The organism is Lysinibacillus pakistanensis, from assembly GCF_030123245.1.
Taxonomy (GTDB): Bacteria; Bacillota; Bacilli; order Bacillales_A; family Planococcaceae; genus Lysinibacillus; species Lysinibacillus pakistanensis.
On sequence record NZ_CP126101.1, the window covers coordinates 3,540,500 to 3,555,853 of the forward strand.

The window sequence follows — 15,354 nt, forward strand, 5'->3', positions numbered from 1 at the left end:
CCTCCTTATTGGACAAGGTCTTTTTCCTTTTGTACTGACCATATATTTTCGTGAACGCGCACTTCAATCGTACCATCTAAACCCGTAATCAATGTAGGAAGATTGCGACTGAAGAAACGCTCCATTACTTCTTCATGTGGATGTCCATATCGATTCTTAAGCCCTGCGCTAAAAATAGTTAGTTCAGGTTGTAGTAGCTCCACAAACTGTTCTGTGCTGGAAGTTTTACTACCATGATGTCCAGCCTTCAGTAACGTTATATTCGCTAATTGACTTTTATATAGCTTGATTAGCTGATGTTCACCAGCCTCCTCTAAATCACCTGTTAATAATGCACGAAAGCTTCCCTGCTGCACAAACAGAACAATTGAATCATTATTTCCCTCATAGTGAGTATCTCGAGGCCATAAATAGTGGAAGCTAATATTTCCCATTTTCCAGGCTGTCCCTTGCATCTTTTCTTTCACTGGAATTCTTCGCTTTTTGGCCTCGATTAATAAATCATGCATCACGGGCTTATCAAGTGAACCAGGAGTAACATGAATTTCCTGCATATTAATTTCCTGTAAAACCTCCTCAGCTCCCTCTACATGATCTGCATCTGCATGGGTAACGATAAAAATATCTATATCACGAATTCCTTTACCCTTTAAAAAGGGTACAACTATCTGCCTCCCAACTTCATATGGACTTTCTGCTGTCTTCCATGATTCCTGCTCAAAGCGTAGTATACCTCCTGAATCAATGACATAGACAGCCCTTCTAAACGGTAATTCAATTACCGTACAGTCTCCTTGCCCTACGTTTAAAAATGTAAGCTTAGTTTCTTTAAACAGCATTGGAGACACATGAATAACAAATGCAGGTAATAGAATCACAGCTACAAATTTACCATAATGCTTCTTTTCTAAATAATATAAGCCCACTAATACACTACCCATTGCTACACAAATTAGCCAAAAGGATGGCTTTCCTGGTGTCCATAATTGAAATGGCCACTGTTGAATATAAAGGATAAACTCTGTTAGCCAAACTCGTAGTGGCTCATAGATAGCAAAGAAAATTTTTGCGACAGGTAAGGATATAAACGTTAGTACTAGCAGAACAATATTAATGGGTAAAATAACAAAGGAAAATAGTGGAACAAAAATAATATTTGCAATAAAGGAAGAAATAGAAATTTCATAAAAATGATGCAGTAATAATGGATAAACCAGCAGCTGACAAACAAGCGTAATGAAAAAGGAACGAATCAACGTAGTCGTCGTTTGCTTAAAGATTACACCTGAATAAATAAGACTGCTAGTAGCTAAATAGGATAATTGAAAGCCAATTTGAAAAATAACACCTGGCTCAAGGAGGACAAAGCCTATAAAACTAATAGCAAGCGCATCATTGATGGGAAGTTGCCACTTAACATGGCGCATTAGTAGAATTAATTCCACGACAGATACTGCACGCCAAACTGAGGGAGCGCCACCTGCTAATACCCCGTATATGGGTAAAATGATAACAAGCACTATAGTCGCTATTTCCCTCCGTATTCCTATCCGTAAGAGGCCTTCAAAAAATAACCAAGACACAAGAGCCACATGTAGTCCTGAAATCGCAAAAAGATGTGTAATACCAAGCTTTTGATAGGCTCGTTGAAGCTCGTTGTCTACTTGATCCTGTAAACCAATTAGAAGTGCCTGGGCCTCTGCAACGAGCGATTGTGGAAACGTTCTCTCAATATGTTTTTTTATTATGTGTCTCTGCTTTGCAAGAAAAGACTGTATAGATTTTTTCTCTTCTACAAACATCCAGTCTGAAATCTCAACTATTCCAACTGCACCTTTGCTTAGTAAGTATTTCTCCATCGAAAATGCATATTGATGGGCTGGTGGAATAGGTGCACTTAATTCGCCCTGTACAAGGTAGGTGAAGCCTGTTAATGAGTTATTTTCATAATAGTTTTTCTCCTGCTCAGAAGAAAAAGTATACACTATATATAGTTTGTCACCTGTCTTAGTTTTTGCAAAGCCTCGAAGGTTTTGACCATTTATTTTATATTCACTTGTCCAAGTAATTTGAAATGTCGACGGCAGCGGGGATGGTTCCGTCAGTTGAAATGTAACAAGGAAGAGATAGCTAAGCAATCCGGTGCCGATTACTAGACCTGAGATGAAATGGGGTTCATTCTTCAAGTATAGACAAACGACCATAAGGAGGAGAATAGACAGTAGCCAAGCTGACTTGTATGCCGCTATCGAGGCTACAAGTACAGCTAATGCTATGTAAATCCATTTATGCTTTAAAAATTTTTGCCAAATAATGCACTCACCTTCTGTTCATATGGGCGCAATTTTTCAGCAGACATACCACTCTCACGAAGCTCGTTTAGCATGTCTATGTACAAGGCTAATTTTTCATCGCTTAAAAAGTCGATTTTACGTTCATCAAATGGTACGTGAACAACCTCCACACCTGCTTTTTCAAATAATTCCTGTGCATACGGGTTATTCTTATAATCTGTCGCATAGTACACACGCTCAATACCCGCTTGAATTATGGACTTTGTGCATGGGAGACATGGAAAATGAGTCACATATAGATCTGCACCCTTTGTAGGTGTACCATATTTAGCACATTGCAGAAGTGCATTCATCTCAGCATGTACTGTACGTACACAATGATTGTCTACAACGTAGCATCCCTTTTCAATACAATGTTCATCACCTGTAATTGAGCCATTATAGCCACCAGCAATAATTCGTTTATCCCGTACAACAGTTGCGCCAACAGCTAGTCTTGTACATGTACTACGCAATGCAAGAAGATGGCTTTGTGCCATAAAAAATTGATCCCAAGTAATTCGCTCCATATGACTACCTCCATAATAATTTACTATCAATCACTTAAAAATCTAACATTTTATCATATCACTTTTCTACTATAGTGTAGCCCTTTTTAAAAAGAGTCGTCAATATGACAAAGTTTGTAGCTATTATTTTACTGTAATAGAATCCTTTAGCTTCTCAAACGTTTTTTCTCCAATTCCACTTACTTTTTTTAAATCCTCAATCGTTGTGAAGCGCCCATTCTCCTCACGATAGGAGATAATACTTTGTGCCTTAGACGGACCAATCCCAGATAAAGTTGACAGGGTTGCTTCATCTGCTTGATTTAAATTGACCTTTTGATCTTTTTGAGACCCTTCATTGGTTGATATCCCACTAGTAGACATCGCTAGAATGGAAGCCGTGATCTCGTCTAGCTTTTCACCCTTAACAGGGATATAAATTACCATTTCATCCTGAACTTTTTGGGCATGATTAATGAGTTGGGGATCAGCTTCCTGTGTATAGCCACCTGCTAGCTGCACTACATCCACAATACGTTGGTCGGCTTGAAGCTCATAAACACCTGGATACATAACAGCACCCTTAATATCCACTGATACCTGCTGAATGACCGCCTCTTTTGCAGGTTCATCTTGTTCAATTTGTTCAATTGGTTGGATGGTTTCGATGAGCTCTTCCTGGGGGGATGAAGAGTCGGAACTCGAAAAAAAGAAGTAACAAAGTCCACTGATTACAAGTATGGCGGGGAGCAACATACTCTTTTTATACTTTTGCCATAAAGATTGGAGCATTCTCTACATCCTTTCTTTTGCAAAAGGTAATCATATGGAGTCTATTTCATCTTACAATATTATCCTTGTATTGAAAAGATAGTTCGACAATCAATTTCACCTTGGCGTAATTGTAGCTGCTGCTGCCGCTACGCTTTCGCGCAAAAAACATCTGCCGTTTTGTTTTCGATATAAAAAACATTTGCTGAATAGAGATAAAATAATATAACTACTTTTTGATTCACAAAACATTAGACTCTGACAGTATTAGACAAAATTGTGTTATGCTTTGAAAGTGACACAGCAAACCTTTGCGTACTGAAATGGAGGATGACAATGCAGCTAACGATCCGAGCAAAGGGAGAAAATGTGAAAGCTATCTCCTATTTACTTTCAAAAAATCCTAATAATCTTTATGAGCGAAGAGTCAGGGAGCATTTAGTTCGACTTGTCTATCATGAGTTCACTGAAACAAATCTAGGGGTAACCATTTTTGTTACACCAGATCCACTTGCTCTTGTTCAAAATGACAATGCACTTGATATAACACACTATATTAATGATCGCGAATTCGCTGCCAGCAGTATTTTTTTATCTCTTATCCGCTCAGCTTTAGGTACAGCATTAAATGGTAAGCCAAAAGAGGAGTATACGGAATGGGTCTTACATTCATTTGGATTTGAATTTGAAGTGGGACCCATCGCATCCACAATGACAAATGAAGAGATAAGTGACCTATTTGAGCCTCTAGGGTATACTGTAAGCATTGAGGCTATACATCACCAGCAACGTGCACGTTTTCTAACATTATCAGCGGACATCACGCTTCAACAAGCATTGCAACATCTTTTTGTGCTCATCCCAGTGTTAGATGATTACAAGCACTATTTTATCGATCAATTAGAGGTGGATAAGCTTAATCGTTATGGAGAAGGCTGGTTAGCTACACATCCAATGAAAGAGGTTATTTATAAAAAAGCACTTCGCTTCTCCCATCTATATGATAAGAGTACAACAGCAAAACCTTCTACTAGTTCTCTAAATGCATTACGTTATGAAAAAATAGTAGAAACGATTAAACAGCTCCCCCGAAAATCGTCTATTGTGGATTTAGGCTCTGGTGAGGGCAAGCTTTCAAGTTTACTTGCCTATATAGAAGGCGTTGAAGAGCTGCTTGCTGTTGAGCCAAGTGAAATAGCTATGAAAAAAGCGCTTAAGCGTTTTGAAGCGCTAGAGGGAGTATCTGTATCCCCTACACCTACATGGGGTTCTTTATTCTATTATGATGCACGTTTACAGCATAAGGATGTCATTGTATTATGTGAGGTTATTGAACATATTGATGAGGAGCGTCTTCCCAAGATTATGTCATTATTGCTAACTCAATACAGTCCCCAAACATTAATCCTTACAACACCAAATGCTGAATATAATAAGGTTTATGAATTGAATACTATGCGTCATAATGATCACCGATTTGAATGGACTCGAGAACAATTTCAAGAATGGTGTTCTACGATGAATACTCATGAACAATATGAGCTTTCATTTACAGGCATTGGTGATCGGCACGAACTATATGGACAACCTACTCAAATGTGTATTTTCAGGAAAAAGGAGATGATTTTATGAACATTACCATACCAAGCATTGGGATTGTTCTGCTAATTGGTCCATCCAATAGTGGGAAATCGACACTTTTACAACACTGGGTAAATACAGGCATCCTTTCTCCTTCAGAAATCATTAGTTCAGATACATATCGGACACTTGTTTCAGATTCGAATTATATAAATTTTCAAGGCCATTCACAGGAAGAAGCAGAACTTTTATATGAACAATATTTCGCAATCTCAACGCAAGCATTTGCCGTTATGGAGCGGGTTTTAGAAGCAAGATGTACGTTGAATAAATGCACCTTTGTCGATGCAACTCACCTAAAATCAGAAGAACGTCAACAATACATTTTACTTGGTAAAAAGCTACATGTTCCTGTTTGTGCAATTGTATTAGATATTCCCCTAGAAGAATTACTACAACGTGATACGATGCGTAAGGACCCACGAGGAATTAAACGCATTAAACAACAGGCACGATTATTGAAATCGGAAAAACGATTGATAAAAAAAGAGTCGTTTTTGAAAACATATTTTGTAAAAGAAATAGAGGCGCTAACGCTAACTAGACAAGAGTCCCCTTTATATCTAAATGTAGATGCAGGGCTTGATATTATTGGCGATATTCACGGTTGTTATGACGAATTACTTGAATTACTTAAAAAGCTAGAATACGAAGTTAATAACGAGGGTTATTTTATTCACCCACAAGGCCGACGCTTTGTTTCAGTGGGCGATATTATGAGTAGAGGGCCAAAATCAATCAAAACCATGGAATTTTTTGAACGTCATATCGAGCGCGGACTTGCCTTTATGACCGATAGTAATCATGGCTGGAAAATTGCTCGTTGGTTAGACGGACGAAATGTATCGTTGCATCATGGGGATGAGCTGGTAGAAGCAGAATTTATGGACTATGAAAATACCTATGGAGGGGCGCAAACAGCAGCCTTAAAAGCACGACTAGCAAAATGTTTACTTGCTGCACCTTCCCATTACGTGTTAATGAATAAAGGCCTTGCATCCGCTGTTGTCACGCATGCAGGAATTCGTGACCGTTATATAGGCAAGCAATCATCTAGAATTTCTGATTTCTGTCGCTATGGAGATGTACAAGAGCTAAATATTTCTGGCAAGCCTATACGCAATGATTGGTTTACTGAGCATCAAACATCCCAGCTAATTATTTGGGGGCATGACCCAAAAATCAATCCTCTTAAACAGAATCATACTTTGAATATCGATCAGGGCGTTGTCTTTGGTGGTCAATTAACCGCATTTCGATATCCTGAACAAACAATTATTTCTGTAAATGCCTATAAAAACTATGCTGGTACGCAAAATAATCCCTTACTTGAAGCGAAAGCAAAACGGTTCGAGCCACCGAACATTGCGGCATTTCTAGCGGGATTTGCTGTTGAAACCTCGTACTTGGGCGCAATACAAATTCCTGGTGCGCAAGCAAAAGCGGCTATAGACAGCGTTTCTCACTATACAGTACCCTTAGAACAACTTATTTATATACCACCAACTATGAGTCCCACTCCGCAAACTTCTGCTCTAGACAATACTTTAGAGCATCCTGCTGAAGCATTTGCTTATTATAAAAAACACGGCGTGCAAACAATGATTGCCGAGAAGAAACACATGGGGAGTCGTGCAGTAGTTTTACTATTTAAGGATGAACAAGTTGCAAAAGAATATATGGATATGGAAATGTTCGGTATTTTGACTACTAGAACCGGCAGACGCTTTTTTGATAAAGAGATGGAATTTAAAATTGTTCAACAGCTTCATTCTGAACTGCTTGGGAAAAACTACTTTGAAAAATTTAATACGAATTTTGTTCTGCTTGATGCCGAAATTCTACCTTGGAACTTAAAAGCACAGCAGCTAATTGATCAGCAATATGCACATGTCGCTGAACAAGCACTGATGGACCGTTCAAAGCTTGTAGAGAAATTACAAAATACAACACAAATCAATGTATCAGAATGGCTTCAAGACTATCAATATTTACTTAACAATGCACAACAATTTTCAACGATTTATCAAAACTACTGCTGGGAGGTTCAAGACACGTCAGCTATTCAAATAGCTCCCTTCCATGTATTAGCACATAGCGCTGAAACGTATTTCCACAAACCACATACATGGCATATGGAAATGAATCGACTATTTGCCAAAAACTCCGACATCTTTATTGAAACAGACTATAAAATTATTCATGATGAAGCCTCTGAGCAGGAGGTCATTGCATGGTGGGAGGAAATGACTGCTGCTGGTCATGAAGGGATTGTGATTAAACCTGAACTATTTGTAACAACATATAAAGGCAAATTAATTCAGCCAGCAATTAAAGTACGTGGGCGCGAGTATTTGCGCATCATCTATGGCATGGATTATTTACAGACTTCAAATTTAATAAAACTTAAAGAACGCAACCCAAGTAAAAAAATGAGGAATGCATTACGTGAATTCGCACTCGGATTAGAAGGGATTGAGCGTTTTGTCAGAGGCGAATCAACCGCCCGCATACATGAATGTGTACTAGGCACATTAGCACTTGAAAGCGACCCTGTCGACCCAAGACTTTAAAAGGGACAACTGTTGCTGAATTCTATCTATCATTTTGACTATTCTATCCACCGATTTGTGGATTCTATCCGTCACTTTTCTTTTTTTGCCATAAAAAAACAGCTTGCTGGATATATACCAACAAGCTGTTTTTTTATTTCACCGCACGAATAAAAATGCGTTCACTTTCGTATTCAGGGGCATCATCTGTAAAATCCGAGGTTACCTCCACATGGTTGAAACCAATTGTACGAAGCCATGTCATATATTGCTCAATGGGGAATGTACGTTGAATATGCTCCTCGTCGAAGCGTTCATACAAATCACTTACAGCATCTCTGACAAAAAAAGTCATTTGATGAATAACAGAGTGTTCGAAATCACCTGGCTCCGTATGCCATACATAGCTAATATCACCATTGTCATACGTAAATGGACTATCTAAAAAAATATCATTCATTTTATATAGTGAATGCACATCAAAAAATAGTTGACCGCCATCTTTTAGAGCATTATATATTCGCTCTAATGTAACATAAACTGCTTTTTCCTGTAAGACATAATTTAATGAGTCAATAGCTATTGTTACAACGTCAAGCGCCTCAAAGCCCTCTAATTCATCCATTGACATACAAAATAGGGGGACATGTAATCCTACATCAGCAAATCGTTCTGCGGCAATTGAGAGCATATTTTCAGATAGATCAATTCCACTCACACTGTAACCAGCCCTTGCTAATAACAGACTAAGCACACCTGTACCACAGCCGATGTCTAAGAGTTTAGGGAATTGATTACATGGTGCATGCTGCAAAACCCATTCTACATATTTATCGTAGGGAATATCGACTTGCAGTTCATCATACACATGGGCAAAACGTTCGTAGCTACTCACTTAAGCCTCGGGGATGTCTAGTTGCGGTGCATCGCCCCATAGACGCTCTAAATTATAATAAGCGCGCTCATCCTTATGGAATACGTGTGCTACTACATCTCCTAAGTCTACTAAAACCCAGCGAGCTGCATCGAAACCTTCAACACGACGAATTTCATAGCCCTCTTTTTCAGCCACATCCTGTAACTCACGCGCAATAGCTTGCACTTGGCGATCTGAGTTACCATGAGCAATGATAAAATAATCTGCTAAAAGTGAAATACCTTGCATATTTAAAACGACAATGTCCTCCCCATGTTTGTCGTCTATTGCTTTGTAAGCTGCTTGTAATAAAGTTGAAGTCATCCTTCACTGTCCTCTCTTTTCATCATATCGTTATAACATTCTATTGATAATGGATAAATTGGCTGTTTTGTGTCAATTAGAAAAGCCAATGTATGGCGCACACAAGCACTCATCGCTTTATCCAAACCTTTTTCCGCCTTTTTACGCAGACGATCTACACCATCAAATTTACGATTAGGCTCAATCATATCCGCTACAAAAATTATTTTTTCTAAACGGCTCATACCAGCACGCCCTGTTGTATGAAAACGAATCGCATTAAGCATATCCTCATCTGTTAATGCAAATTCACTTTCAGCGATATATGCACCTACTGGACCGTGCAACAGTTCACTACCCCAGCCTAGCAAACGAGCATCTAATTTTTCAGCACGAACAATATTCTCCATCCATTCAATTTCAGCATATTTTGCAATATCATGAAGGATAGCTGCCGTTTCTGCTTTTTTCTCTTCCTCGCCATACTTTTTGGCTAGCTCTATAGCTGTTTCCATTACCCCAATGGTATGAATATAGCGCTTTTCAGGCATACGAGGCTTAATCGCCGCTAAATACTGTTCGCGTTCCATAAAGACCTTCCTCTCGTATATATGCCTCTACCGCTTCAGGCAATAAAAAGGTAACTGTTCCTCCCGTAGAAAGACGTTCACGAATTAGTGTGGACGATAAATCGATTTGAGGAACTTCCACCATTAAAATAGGGTACTCTGAATTAGCCTCAGTCCTTGGACGCTTTACCCCTACAAATTGCACAAGGTTCACCAGCTCATCAATACAGTACCATGAATGAAGGGAATCAATCATATCGCCTCCAATGATAAAGTAAAATTTTACATTTGGCTCTCTTATGCACAACGCAGAAAGTGTTTCATATGAATAGGATACGCCACCCTTCTCTACCTCATACGACTCCACAGAAAAATGTGGATAAGGACTTATAGCACGCTTGACCATTTCTAGCCTCTCCATATCACTGGCATCATGACGTGCAAACTTATGAGGTGGCAGCGCATTAGGCATAAAGCGTACTTCATCTAAATCCAATGCATGTAGTACCTCATTTGCCATCATTAAATGGCCATTATGTGGTGGATTGAATGTTCCTCCCAATAAACCGATTCGTTTCATCAGCTCACCTTATTTCGTTGCTTTCGGTAGTACAATCTTTTTTTGATTACGCGATTCTTTATATAAAACAACTGTTAATCCAATTAATTGCACAAGCTCTGCATGGGCACCCTTTGCTAGTGCTTCTGCAACTTCATGCTTGTCCTCCTCACAGTTATCTAAAATGCGTACTTTAATAAGTTCTCGTACTTCTAATGCCTCACGAATTTGCTTTGTCATTTCGTCATTAACGCCACCTTTTCCTACTTGAAAAATTGGTGTTAAGTGATGTGCCTCTGCACGTAAAAAACGTTTTTGTTTACCTGTTAACATAAAAATTAGTATCCTCCTAATTGCGCCTTTAATTGCGCAATCATTGAATTTGTATTTGGGGATTCACCTAGCCAATACTCGAAGGCAATGGCTCCTTGATGAACAAACATTCCAAGTCCTGTGACAATGGTTGCTCCCTTTTCTTCAGCTGCTTGTAGAAAAGGTGTCATTAATGGATTATACACAATATCCGCAACAATTGCGCCCTTTGTAAGACGATCAAGTGAAAATGGCATTGAAAAATTGCCCGTAGCAAGTCCAGCCGATGTCATTTGCACCAAAATGCCGAAATCAGCTAAGGTTGCTTCAGCCTCTGTTAAGGATATAGCCTGACCTGTATCCATTTCATCGACAATCGCCTGTGCATTGGCTACTGTACGATTGGCAATGGTTAAATTTTCATAGCCCTGCTGCTGCATCGCAAAAGCAATGCCTCGGGCAGCACCGCCAGCACCGATTAACAGCACTGGCTTGTCCTTATGTGACTTCCCAACAGCTTCCTCTAATGAACGGACAAAGCCAACACCGTCAGTATTATACCCTTTTAATGTACCTTCCTTTGTTCGAACAACCGTATTTACAGCACCCATTTTTTCCGCTAACTCATCTAGCTCATCTAAATAGGGAATGATTGCTGTTTTATGTGGAATTGTAACGTTCCAGCCACTTGCACCTAACGTTTTCAAACCCGCAACTGCAGATTCTAGGCTTTCAGACGATACATGCACTGGAATATATGTTGCATCTATCGACATCTCCCTAAACCAAGCATTGTGCATCGCTGGTGATTTTGAGTGTTCAATAGGATCACCCATAACCGCAAACCATTTCTTCATTTCCTAGTCCCTCTTCTCTACTTGTATACCCTAAATTAGTGATGGGCGAATTGAAACTTGTACACCCTTTGGTGCATAAGCTGCTACAACTACATTGGCATGCTGTACAGTAATCCATCCAAGACCCGAAAATACAACATCTGTTTTCGCTTCTTTGATAGAAAACTCATGACGCACTAATGGAGGTAGCTGTTCTATAAATTCAGCAGTTGGAGGTGCCAGCAATTCACCCTTATGCTCTGCATACAATGTATCTGCCTTCTCAAGCTTTGTTCGGTGTATTGGTAAATCATTTGCCACGTGAACCGTAAATGCCGAACGATCTCCTTGAATAAAGTCAAAACGAGCAAGGGCGCCGATAAATAATGTTTGTCCAGCATTTTGTTGATACACTTTTGGCTTTATTTCTTTTTTAGGCATAATATATTTTAATTCACTTGCATCAATATGGTGTGCCATCTGATGATGATTAATAATCCCTGGTGTGTCATATAATGCACTACCATCATCTAATGGTATTTCAATCATGTCCAAAGTTGTTCCTGGGAAATGAGAAGTAGTAATCACTTCACCCTCACCTGTAGCCTGTTTAATGATGCGATTAATGAACGTGGATTTCCCAACATTTGTACAGCCTACAACATAAACATTTTGCCCATTTCTGTATTCGTCAATAGCTTCCATTGCTTCAGCCATTCCTTTACCTTTATGGGCACTCACTAAAAGTACATCGATAGGTTGCAGACCAAGAGCCTTTGCCTCACGTTTTAACCAATTAATTACTTTTTTTGGTTTTACTGATTTCGGTAATAAGTCAGCCTTATTCGCGACTAATAACACAGGATTTTTCCCAACAAAACGGTGAAGTCCTGGTAGCCAGCTCCCATTAAAGTCAAAAATATCAACAATTTTTACGATTAAGCCTTGCTGTGCTCCAAGACCATTAAGAATGCGTAAAAAGTCGTCATCTGTTAATGACACTGGTTGAATTTCATTATAATTTTTCAAACGGAAGCAACGTTGGCAAATGACCACGTCTTTTTCTAATGATGATGGAGGGGCATATCCAACTGCTGTTTTATCTTCTGTTTGAATTGTTGTACCACAGCCAATACAATTTGGCATTTCGTTCATTCTTTTTCCTCCCAAGTCATAATTCCTTTTCGTTTTAAATCATTGAACACGCGTCGTTCAATAAATCGATTGAATTTTGTTACGAGCCCATCAGATTGTGCCACAGGTTTTACAAGTACTGTATGCAAGCCTAAGCGATTAGCGCCCATGACATCCGTTAAGAGTTGATCTCCTACCATAACTACCTCATTCGGACGTAGCCCTAATTGAACGATGGCACTATAAAAGGCATTACGAAATGGTTTTTTTGCCTTATGGATATAAGGAATACCTAATGGCTCAGCAAAATGCTTTACACGTGCTTCATTATTATTTGACGCAATAATAACACGAATACCTGTTTCCTTCATGATACGAAGCCAAATAATTAGTTCTTCCGTTGCATCAGCACGATCCCATTCCACAAGCGTATTATCTAAATCTGTAATAATACCTTTAATGCCTAAGTCTTGAAGCTTTTCTGGTGTAATTTCAAAAATACTCGTCACAAATTCATCTGGTAATAAAAAATTATACAAAATAGCGACCCCTAATCTAAACGTATTATTCGACCATTATAGCATATTTGCAAAGGCTTCACCCATTCGAATTGGGCTTCCCTGCACTACATTGTCCGTAAATTCAATTGCTGCTTTTTCAAATAACATAACGACCGTTGAGCCGAATGAAAAATAGCCTACTTCTTCACCCTTACGCCACTGTGCTGTAGTGTTTGTAAGGACTATAGAGTTAACAAAAGTCGCACCCACCTTAATAAACGCTACCTGTTGACCATTAGCCACCTTTAGCTCTGTTACTTGACGATAATTATGAGAAATTGGTTTTTTTCCATAGGAAAGTCCGAGCTGATTTACAGGATACGATTTTTGTCCAAGTGTATATTGTCTTAGCACTAATCCATCAATAGGGCTATGAATACGATGATAGTCAGCAGGACTTAGGTAAAACACAATAAAATGACCATCAGCATATTGTGAAGCACGTTCTTTATTGCCAAGTAAATCCTGTAAAGCATACGGCTTCCCCTTTACAAGAAACGTCATATCCCATTCGATACGACCAAAGGATTCCACCTTTGCATCAACAGGGCTCGTGTAGGTAGTTGGATTTTCTTCAATTGGTCTGACATGCTCCAAAAGCTCCCTTGTAAAAAAATCATGTAAACTTGAAAATTGTTGTGGTTTTTTTGAAACTTCTTCAAGGTTAATATCGTATACCTTCATATAGCTAGGGATTATACGTTTACTCCACTTAGCTTTTGCAATCGTTTGTAAAAGTTGAGAGGATTGCTTGCCATTTGTTAATTCAATCAAGCGTTGATATAATTTTTCTTTCATAAAACAAAACCCCTATCGATTAATTTAGACTGTCAATTTTTTCGCATTCGAAGTATAATGGTACAATATCTTAAGTGTAAAGGAGTGATCCCCCTTGTTTTTTTATCACAAGTTGGTGGATACCACGGTTAAGAAAATGAAATCGCAAGCAGCAAACTTCATTACAATCAGTAATATGTCCTTTGGTGGCGCAGCCATAATGGCTACATTACATGAATACTATAGCTACAGTGTCTTATTTATCTTTATTGCTGCCCTTCTAGATCGTTACGATGGGAAGGTAGCCAGAGCTCTCGGACAAGTGTCTGATCTAGGTAAACAGTTAGACTCTATGAGTGATATTATATCATTTGGTGTAGCGCCTGCATTATTAATGTATGAAGTGGTATTAGTAGACTTTGGTTTCGTCGGCATGATGATGACCGTACTGTATATCGTCTGTGGTGCGATGAGATTAGCTCGCTTTAATATTAGTGAAGCAAACGGCTATTTTACAGGGTTACCAATTACAGCTGCAGGTACTCTCTTAACTTTAACGTATTTTGCATCTACTGCGTTCCACCCGGCATTTTATCTTTTCCTTTTTCCAATACTAGCTCTATTGATGATTAGTACATTCACGTTAAAAAAAGTGTAACAGCACATTTGCTGTTGCACTTTTTTTCATTTAACACAGTTTCCTAACATATACTGTCGAAAAATGGGGAAAGGATGAAATCATTCAATGAGCGGAATTTTTACATCTATGTTGCAGTTATGGCTTGAGATCCCAGCGCTACTTGGTTATTTAAAGGGGCAAACATTCCATAAACCCTTTTCTAAAGAAGAGGAAGCTGCTTGTATTGAACGATTTTTAGGCGGTGATGAGCAGGCGCGTCTTGATTTAATAGAGCGCAATATGCGGCTCGTTGCCCACGTTGTGAAAAAATTCCATCCAAAGCACGAACAACTTGATGATTATATTTCCATCGGCACTATTGGTCTTATGAAAGCTGTAGAAAGCTATACACCTGACAAAAAAACTCGTCTTGCCACTTACGCTGCCCGCTGTATTGAAAATGAAATATTAATGCATTTGCGGACACAGAAAAAGGTGCAAAAGGATGTTTCCTTATTCGAGCCAATCGGTACTGACAAAGATGGCAATGCGCTACAAATTCGCGATCTTTTACAATGTGATGAAGAAAGTGCCACAGAAAAAATTGAGCATAAGGAACATGTTGCACAGCTCTATCATTATTTGCACATGCTTGACGAACGTGAACTCGAAATTGTAACACTTCGCTATGGCTTAAATCAACAGGATGCTCTTACCCAAAAGGAGATTGCAGCACGTTTAAATATTTCGCGTAGCTATGTGTCGCGTATTGAGAAGCGGGCACTAATCAAACTATATCAATTGTATAAACGAGACCAAAAGACCATTGAATAATTTATTGTAAATTGATGTATCGAAAATAGCAATAAAATCTACGATATGCACGATTAGTATTCTTGTATTTTTTGTTACAACTACCAATCATAAATCGAATTTTTTAGAAAACATATTACGAAGGAAGGA

The 15,354-nt window shown here is 38.8% G+C and carries 16 protein-coding genes; 4 read left to right on the forward strand and 12 right to left on the reverse strand.

The window, feature by feature from the left end:
* Nucleotides 1-5 precede the first annotated feature (5 nt).
* From QNH24_RS17595 to QNH24_RS17605, 3 genes are all read right to left on the reverse strand, one after another.
* Entirely contained in the window at nt 6-2,186 is a 2,181-nt protein-coding gene (locus tag QNH24_RS17595; protein ID WP_347342915.1) for a DNA internalization-related competence protein ComEC/Rec2, read from the reverse strand.
* A gap of 107 nt (nt 2,187-2,293) precedes the next feature.
* Complete coding sequence (locus QNH24_RS17600; RefSeq protein WP_283868827.1) at nt 2,294-2,863, reverse strand: ComE operon protein 2; 570 nt, start codon at nt 2,861-2,863, stop codon at nt 2,294-2,296.
* Nucleotides 2,864-2,986: 123 nt separating this feature from the next.
* Nucleotides 2,987-3,634 carry a helix-hairpin-helix domain-containing protein gene (locus QNH24_RS17605; protein WP_283868828.1) on the reverse strand — a complete coding sequence of 216 codons (648 nt, stop codon included), beginning with the start codon at nt 3,632-3,634 and terminating at the stop codon, nt 2,987-2,989.
* Between the two features lie 315 nt (nt 3,635-3,949).
* Between QNH24_RS17605 and QNH24_RS17610 the strand changes: the two genes are divergently transcribed.
* Both QNH24_RS17610 and QNH24_RS17615 read left to right on the forward strand, forming a co-directional pair.
* Nucleotides 3,950-5,245, forward strand: coding sequence for a methyltransferase domain-containing protein (locus QNH24_RS17610; RefSeq protein WP_283868829.1), 1,296 nt, complete (start codon nt 3,950-3,952; stop codon nt 5,243-5,245).
* Entirely contained in the window at nt 5,242-7,827 is a 2,586-nt protein-coding gene (locus tag QNH24_RS17615) for a polynucleotide kinase-phosphatase (protein ID WP_283868830.1), read from the forward strand. The genes QNH24_RS17610 and QNH24_RS17615 overlap by 4 nt, the downstream gene beginning before the upstream one ends.
* Nucleotides 7,828-7,960: 133 nt before the next feature.
* Here the strand turns inward: QNH24_RS17615 and QNH24_RS17620 are convergent, their stop codons facing one another.
* Genes QNH24_RS17620 through QNH24_RS17660 form a run of 9 tightly spaced genes read right to left on the reverse strand, consistent with a single transcriptional unit; the run spans nt 7,961 to nt 13,793 of the window.
* On the reverse strand, nt 7,961-8,701 hold the full coding sequence (locus QNH24_RS17620; RefSeq protein WP_283868831.1) for a class I SAM-dependent DNA methyltransferase: 741 nt from the start codon (nt 8,699-8,701) through the stop codon (nt 7,961-7,963).
* On the reverse strand, nt 8,702-9,046 hold the full coding sequence (gene rsfS / locus QNH24_RS17625; RefSeq protein ID WP_054771089.1) for a ribosome silencing factor: 345 nt from the start codon (nt 9,044-9,046) through the stop codon (nt 8,702-8,704). It abuts the gene before it with no gap.
* Complete coding sequence (yqeK, locus tag QNH24_RS17630) at nt 9,043-9,615, reverse strand: bis(5'-nucleosyl)-tetraphosphatase (symmetrical) YqeK (RefSeq protein ID WP_283868832.1); 573 nt, start codon at nt 9,613-9,615, stop codon at nt 9,043-9,045. Before yqeK ends, rsfS begins: the two co-directional genes overlap by 4 nt.
* Nucleotides 9,584-10,174: a nicotinate-nucleotide adenylyltransferase gene (locus QNH24_RS17635; protein ID WP_054771088.1), complete on the reverse strand. Its 591-nt coding sequence runs from the start codon at nt 10,172-10,174 to the stop codon at nt 9,584-9,586. The genes yqeK and QNH24_RS17635 overlap by 32 nt, the downstream gene beginning before the upstream one ends.
* Before the next feature lie 9 nt (nt 10,175-10,183).
* Nucleotides 10,184-10,486 carry a ribosome assembly RNA-binding protein YhbY gene (gene yhbY / locus QNH24_RS17640; RefSeq protein WP_283868833.1) on the reverse strand — a complete coding sequence of 101 codons (303 nt, stop codon included), beginning with the start codon at nt 10,484-10,486 and terminating at the stop codon, nt 10,184-10,186.
* Between the two features lie 5 nt (nt 10,487-10,491).
* Nucleotides 10,492-11,322, reverse strand: a complete 831-nt coding sequence (aroE, locus tag QNH24_RS17645) for a shikimate dehydrogenase (RefSeq protein ID WP_283868834.1) — start codon at nt 11,320-11,322, stop codon at nt 10,492-10,494.
* Nucleotides 11,323-11,352: 30 nt separating this feature from the next.
* Nucleotides 11,353-12,456 carry a ribosome biogenesis GTPase YqeH gene (gene yqeH / locus QNH24_RS17650; RefSeq protein WP_283868835.1) on the reverse strand — a complete coding sequence of 368 codons (1,104 nt, stop codon included), beginning with the start codon at nt 12,454-12,456 and terminating at the stop codon, nt 11,353-11,355.
* The gene (locus QNH24_RS17655; protein WP_283868836.1) at nt 12,453-12,974 is read right to left on the reverse strand and encodes a YqeG family HAD IIIA-type phosphatase; all 522 of its coding nucleotides are present in this window, start codon (nt 12,972-12,974) and stop codon (nt 12,453-12,455) included. The genes yqeH and QNH24_RS17655 overlap by 4 nt, the downstream gene beginning before the upstream one ends.
* A gap of 36 nt (nt 12,975-13,010) precedes the next feature.
* A complete protein-coding gene (locus QNH24_RS17660; RefSeq protein ID WP_283868837.1) occupies nt 13,011-13,793 on the reverse strand; it encodes a phosphatidylserine decarboxylase in 783 nt (260 codons plus the stop codon).
* A gap of 136 nt (nt 13,794-13,929) precedes the next feature.
* Here QNH24_RS17660 and pssA point away from each other — a divergent pair, with 136 nt between their 5' ends.
* Together pssA and sigK are read left to right on the forward strand one after the other, a co-directional pair.
* Nucleotides 13,930-14,430: a CDP-diacylglycerol--serine O-phosphatidyltransferase gene (gene pssA, locus QNH24_RS17665; RefSeq protein WP_283872880.1), complete on the forward strand. Its 501-nt coding sequence runs from the start codon at nt 13,930-13,932 to the stop codon at nt 14,428-14,430.
* 87 nt (nt 14,431-14,517) lie between these two features.
* Nucleotides 14,518-15,225, forward strand: coding sequence for an RNA polymerase sporulation sigma factor SigK (gene sigK / locus QNH24_RS17670; protein ID WP_283868838.1), 708 nt, complete (start codon nt 14,518-14,520; stop codon nt 15,223-15,225).
* The last annotated feature ends 129 nt before the right edge of the window (nt 15,226-15,354 follow it).

Coding starts and splice junctions, on each gene's coding strand:
- QNH24_RS17600 (WP_283868827.1), bottom strand. CDS start 2,863: ATGGAGCGAATTACTTGGGATCAATTTTTTATGGCACAAAGCCATCTT.
- QNH24_RS17605 (WP_283868828.1), bottom strand. CDS start 3,634: ATGCTCCAATCTTTATGGCAAAAGTATAAAAAGAGTATGTTGCTCCCC.
- QNH24_RS17610 (WP_283868829.1), top strand. CDS start 3,950: ATGCAGCTAACGATCCGAGCAAAGGGAGAAAATGTGAAAGCTATCTCC.
- QNH24_RS17615 (WP_283868830.1), top strand. CDS start 5,242: ATGAACATTACCATACCAAGCATTGGGATTGTTCTGCTAATTGGTCCA.
- rsfS (WP_054771089.1), bottom strand. CDS start 9,046: ATGACTTCAACTTTATTACAAGCAGCTTACAAAGCAATAGACGACAAA.
- yqeK (WP_283868832.1), bottom strand. CDS start 9,615: ATGGAACGCGAACAGTATTTAGCGGCGATTAAGCCTCGTATGCCTGAA.
- QNH24_RS17635 (WP_054771088.1), bottom strand. CDS start 10,174: ATGAAACGAATCGGTTTATTGGGAGGAACATTCAATCCACCACATAAT.
- yhbY (WP_283868833.1), bottom strand. CDS start 10,486: ATGTTAACAGGTAAACAAAAACGTTTTTTACGTGCAGAGGCACATCAC.
- aroE (WP_283868834.1), bottom strand. CDS start 11,322: ATGAAGAAATGGTTTGCGGTTATGGGTGATCCTATTGAACACTCAAAA.
- yqeH (WP_283868835.1), bottom strand. CDS start 12,456: ATGAACGAAATGCCAAATTGTATTGGCTGTGGTACAACAATTCAAACA.
- QNH24_RS17660 (WP_283868837.1), bottom strand. CDS start 13,793: ATGAAAGAAAAATTATATCAACGCTTGATTGAATTAACAAATGGCAAG.
- pssA (WP_283872880.1), top strand. CDS start 13,930: ATGAAATCGCAAGCAGCAAACTTCATTACAATCAGTAATATGTCCTTT.
- sigK (WP_283868838.1), top strand. CDS start 14,518: ATGAGCGGAATTTTTACATCTATGTTGCAGTTATGGCTTGAGATCCCA.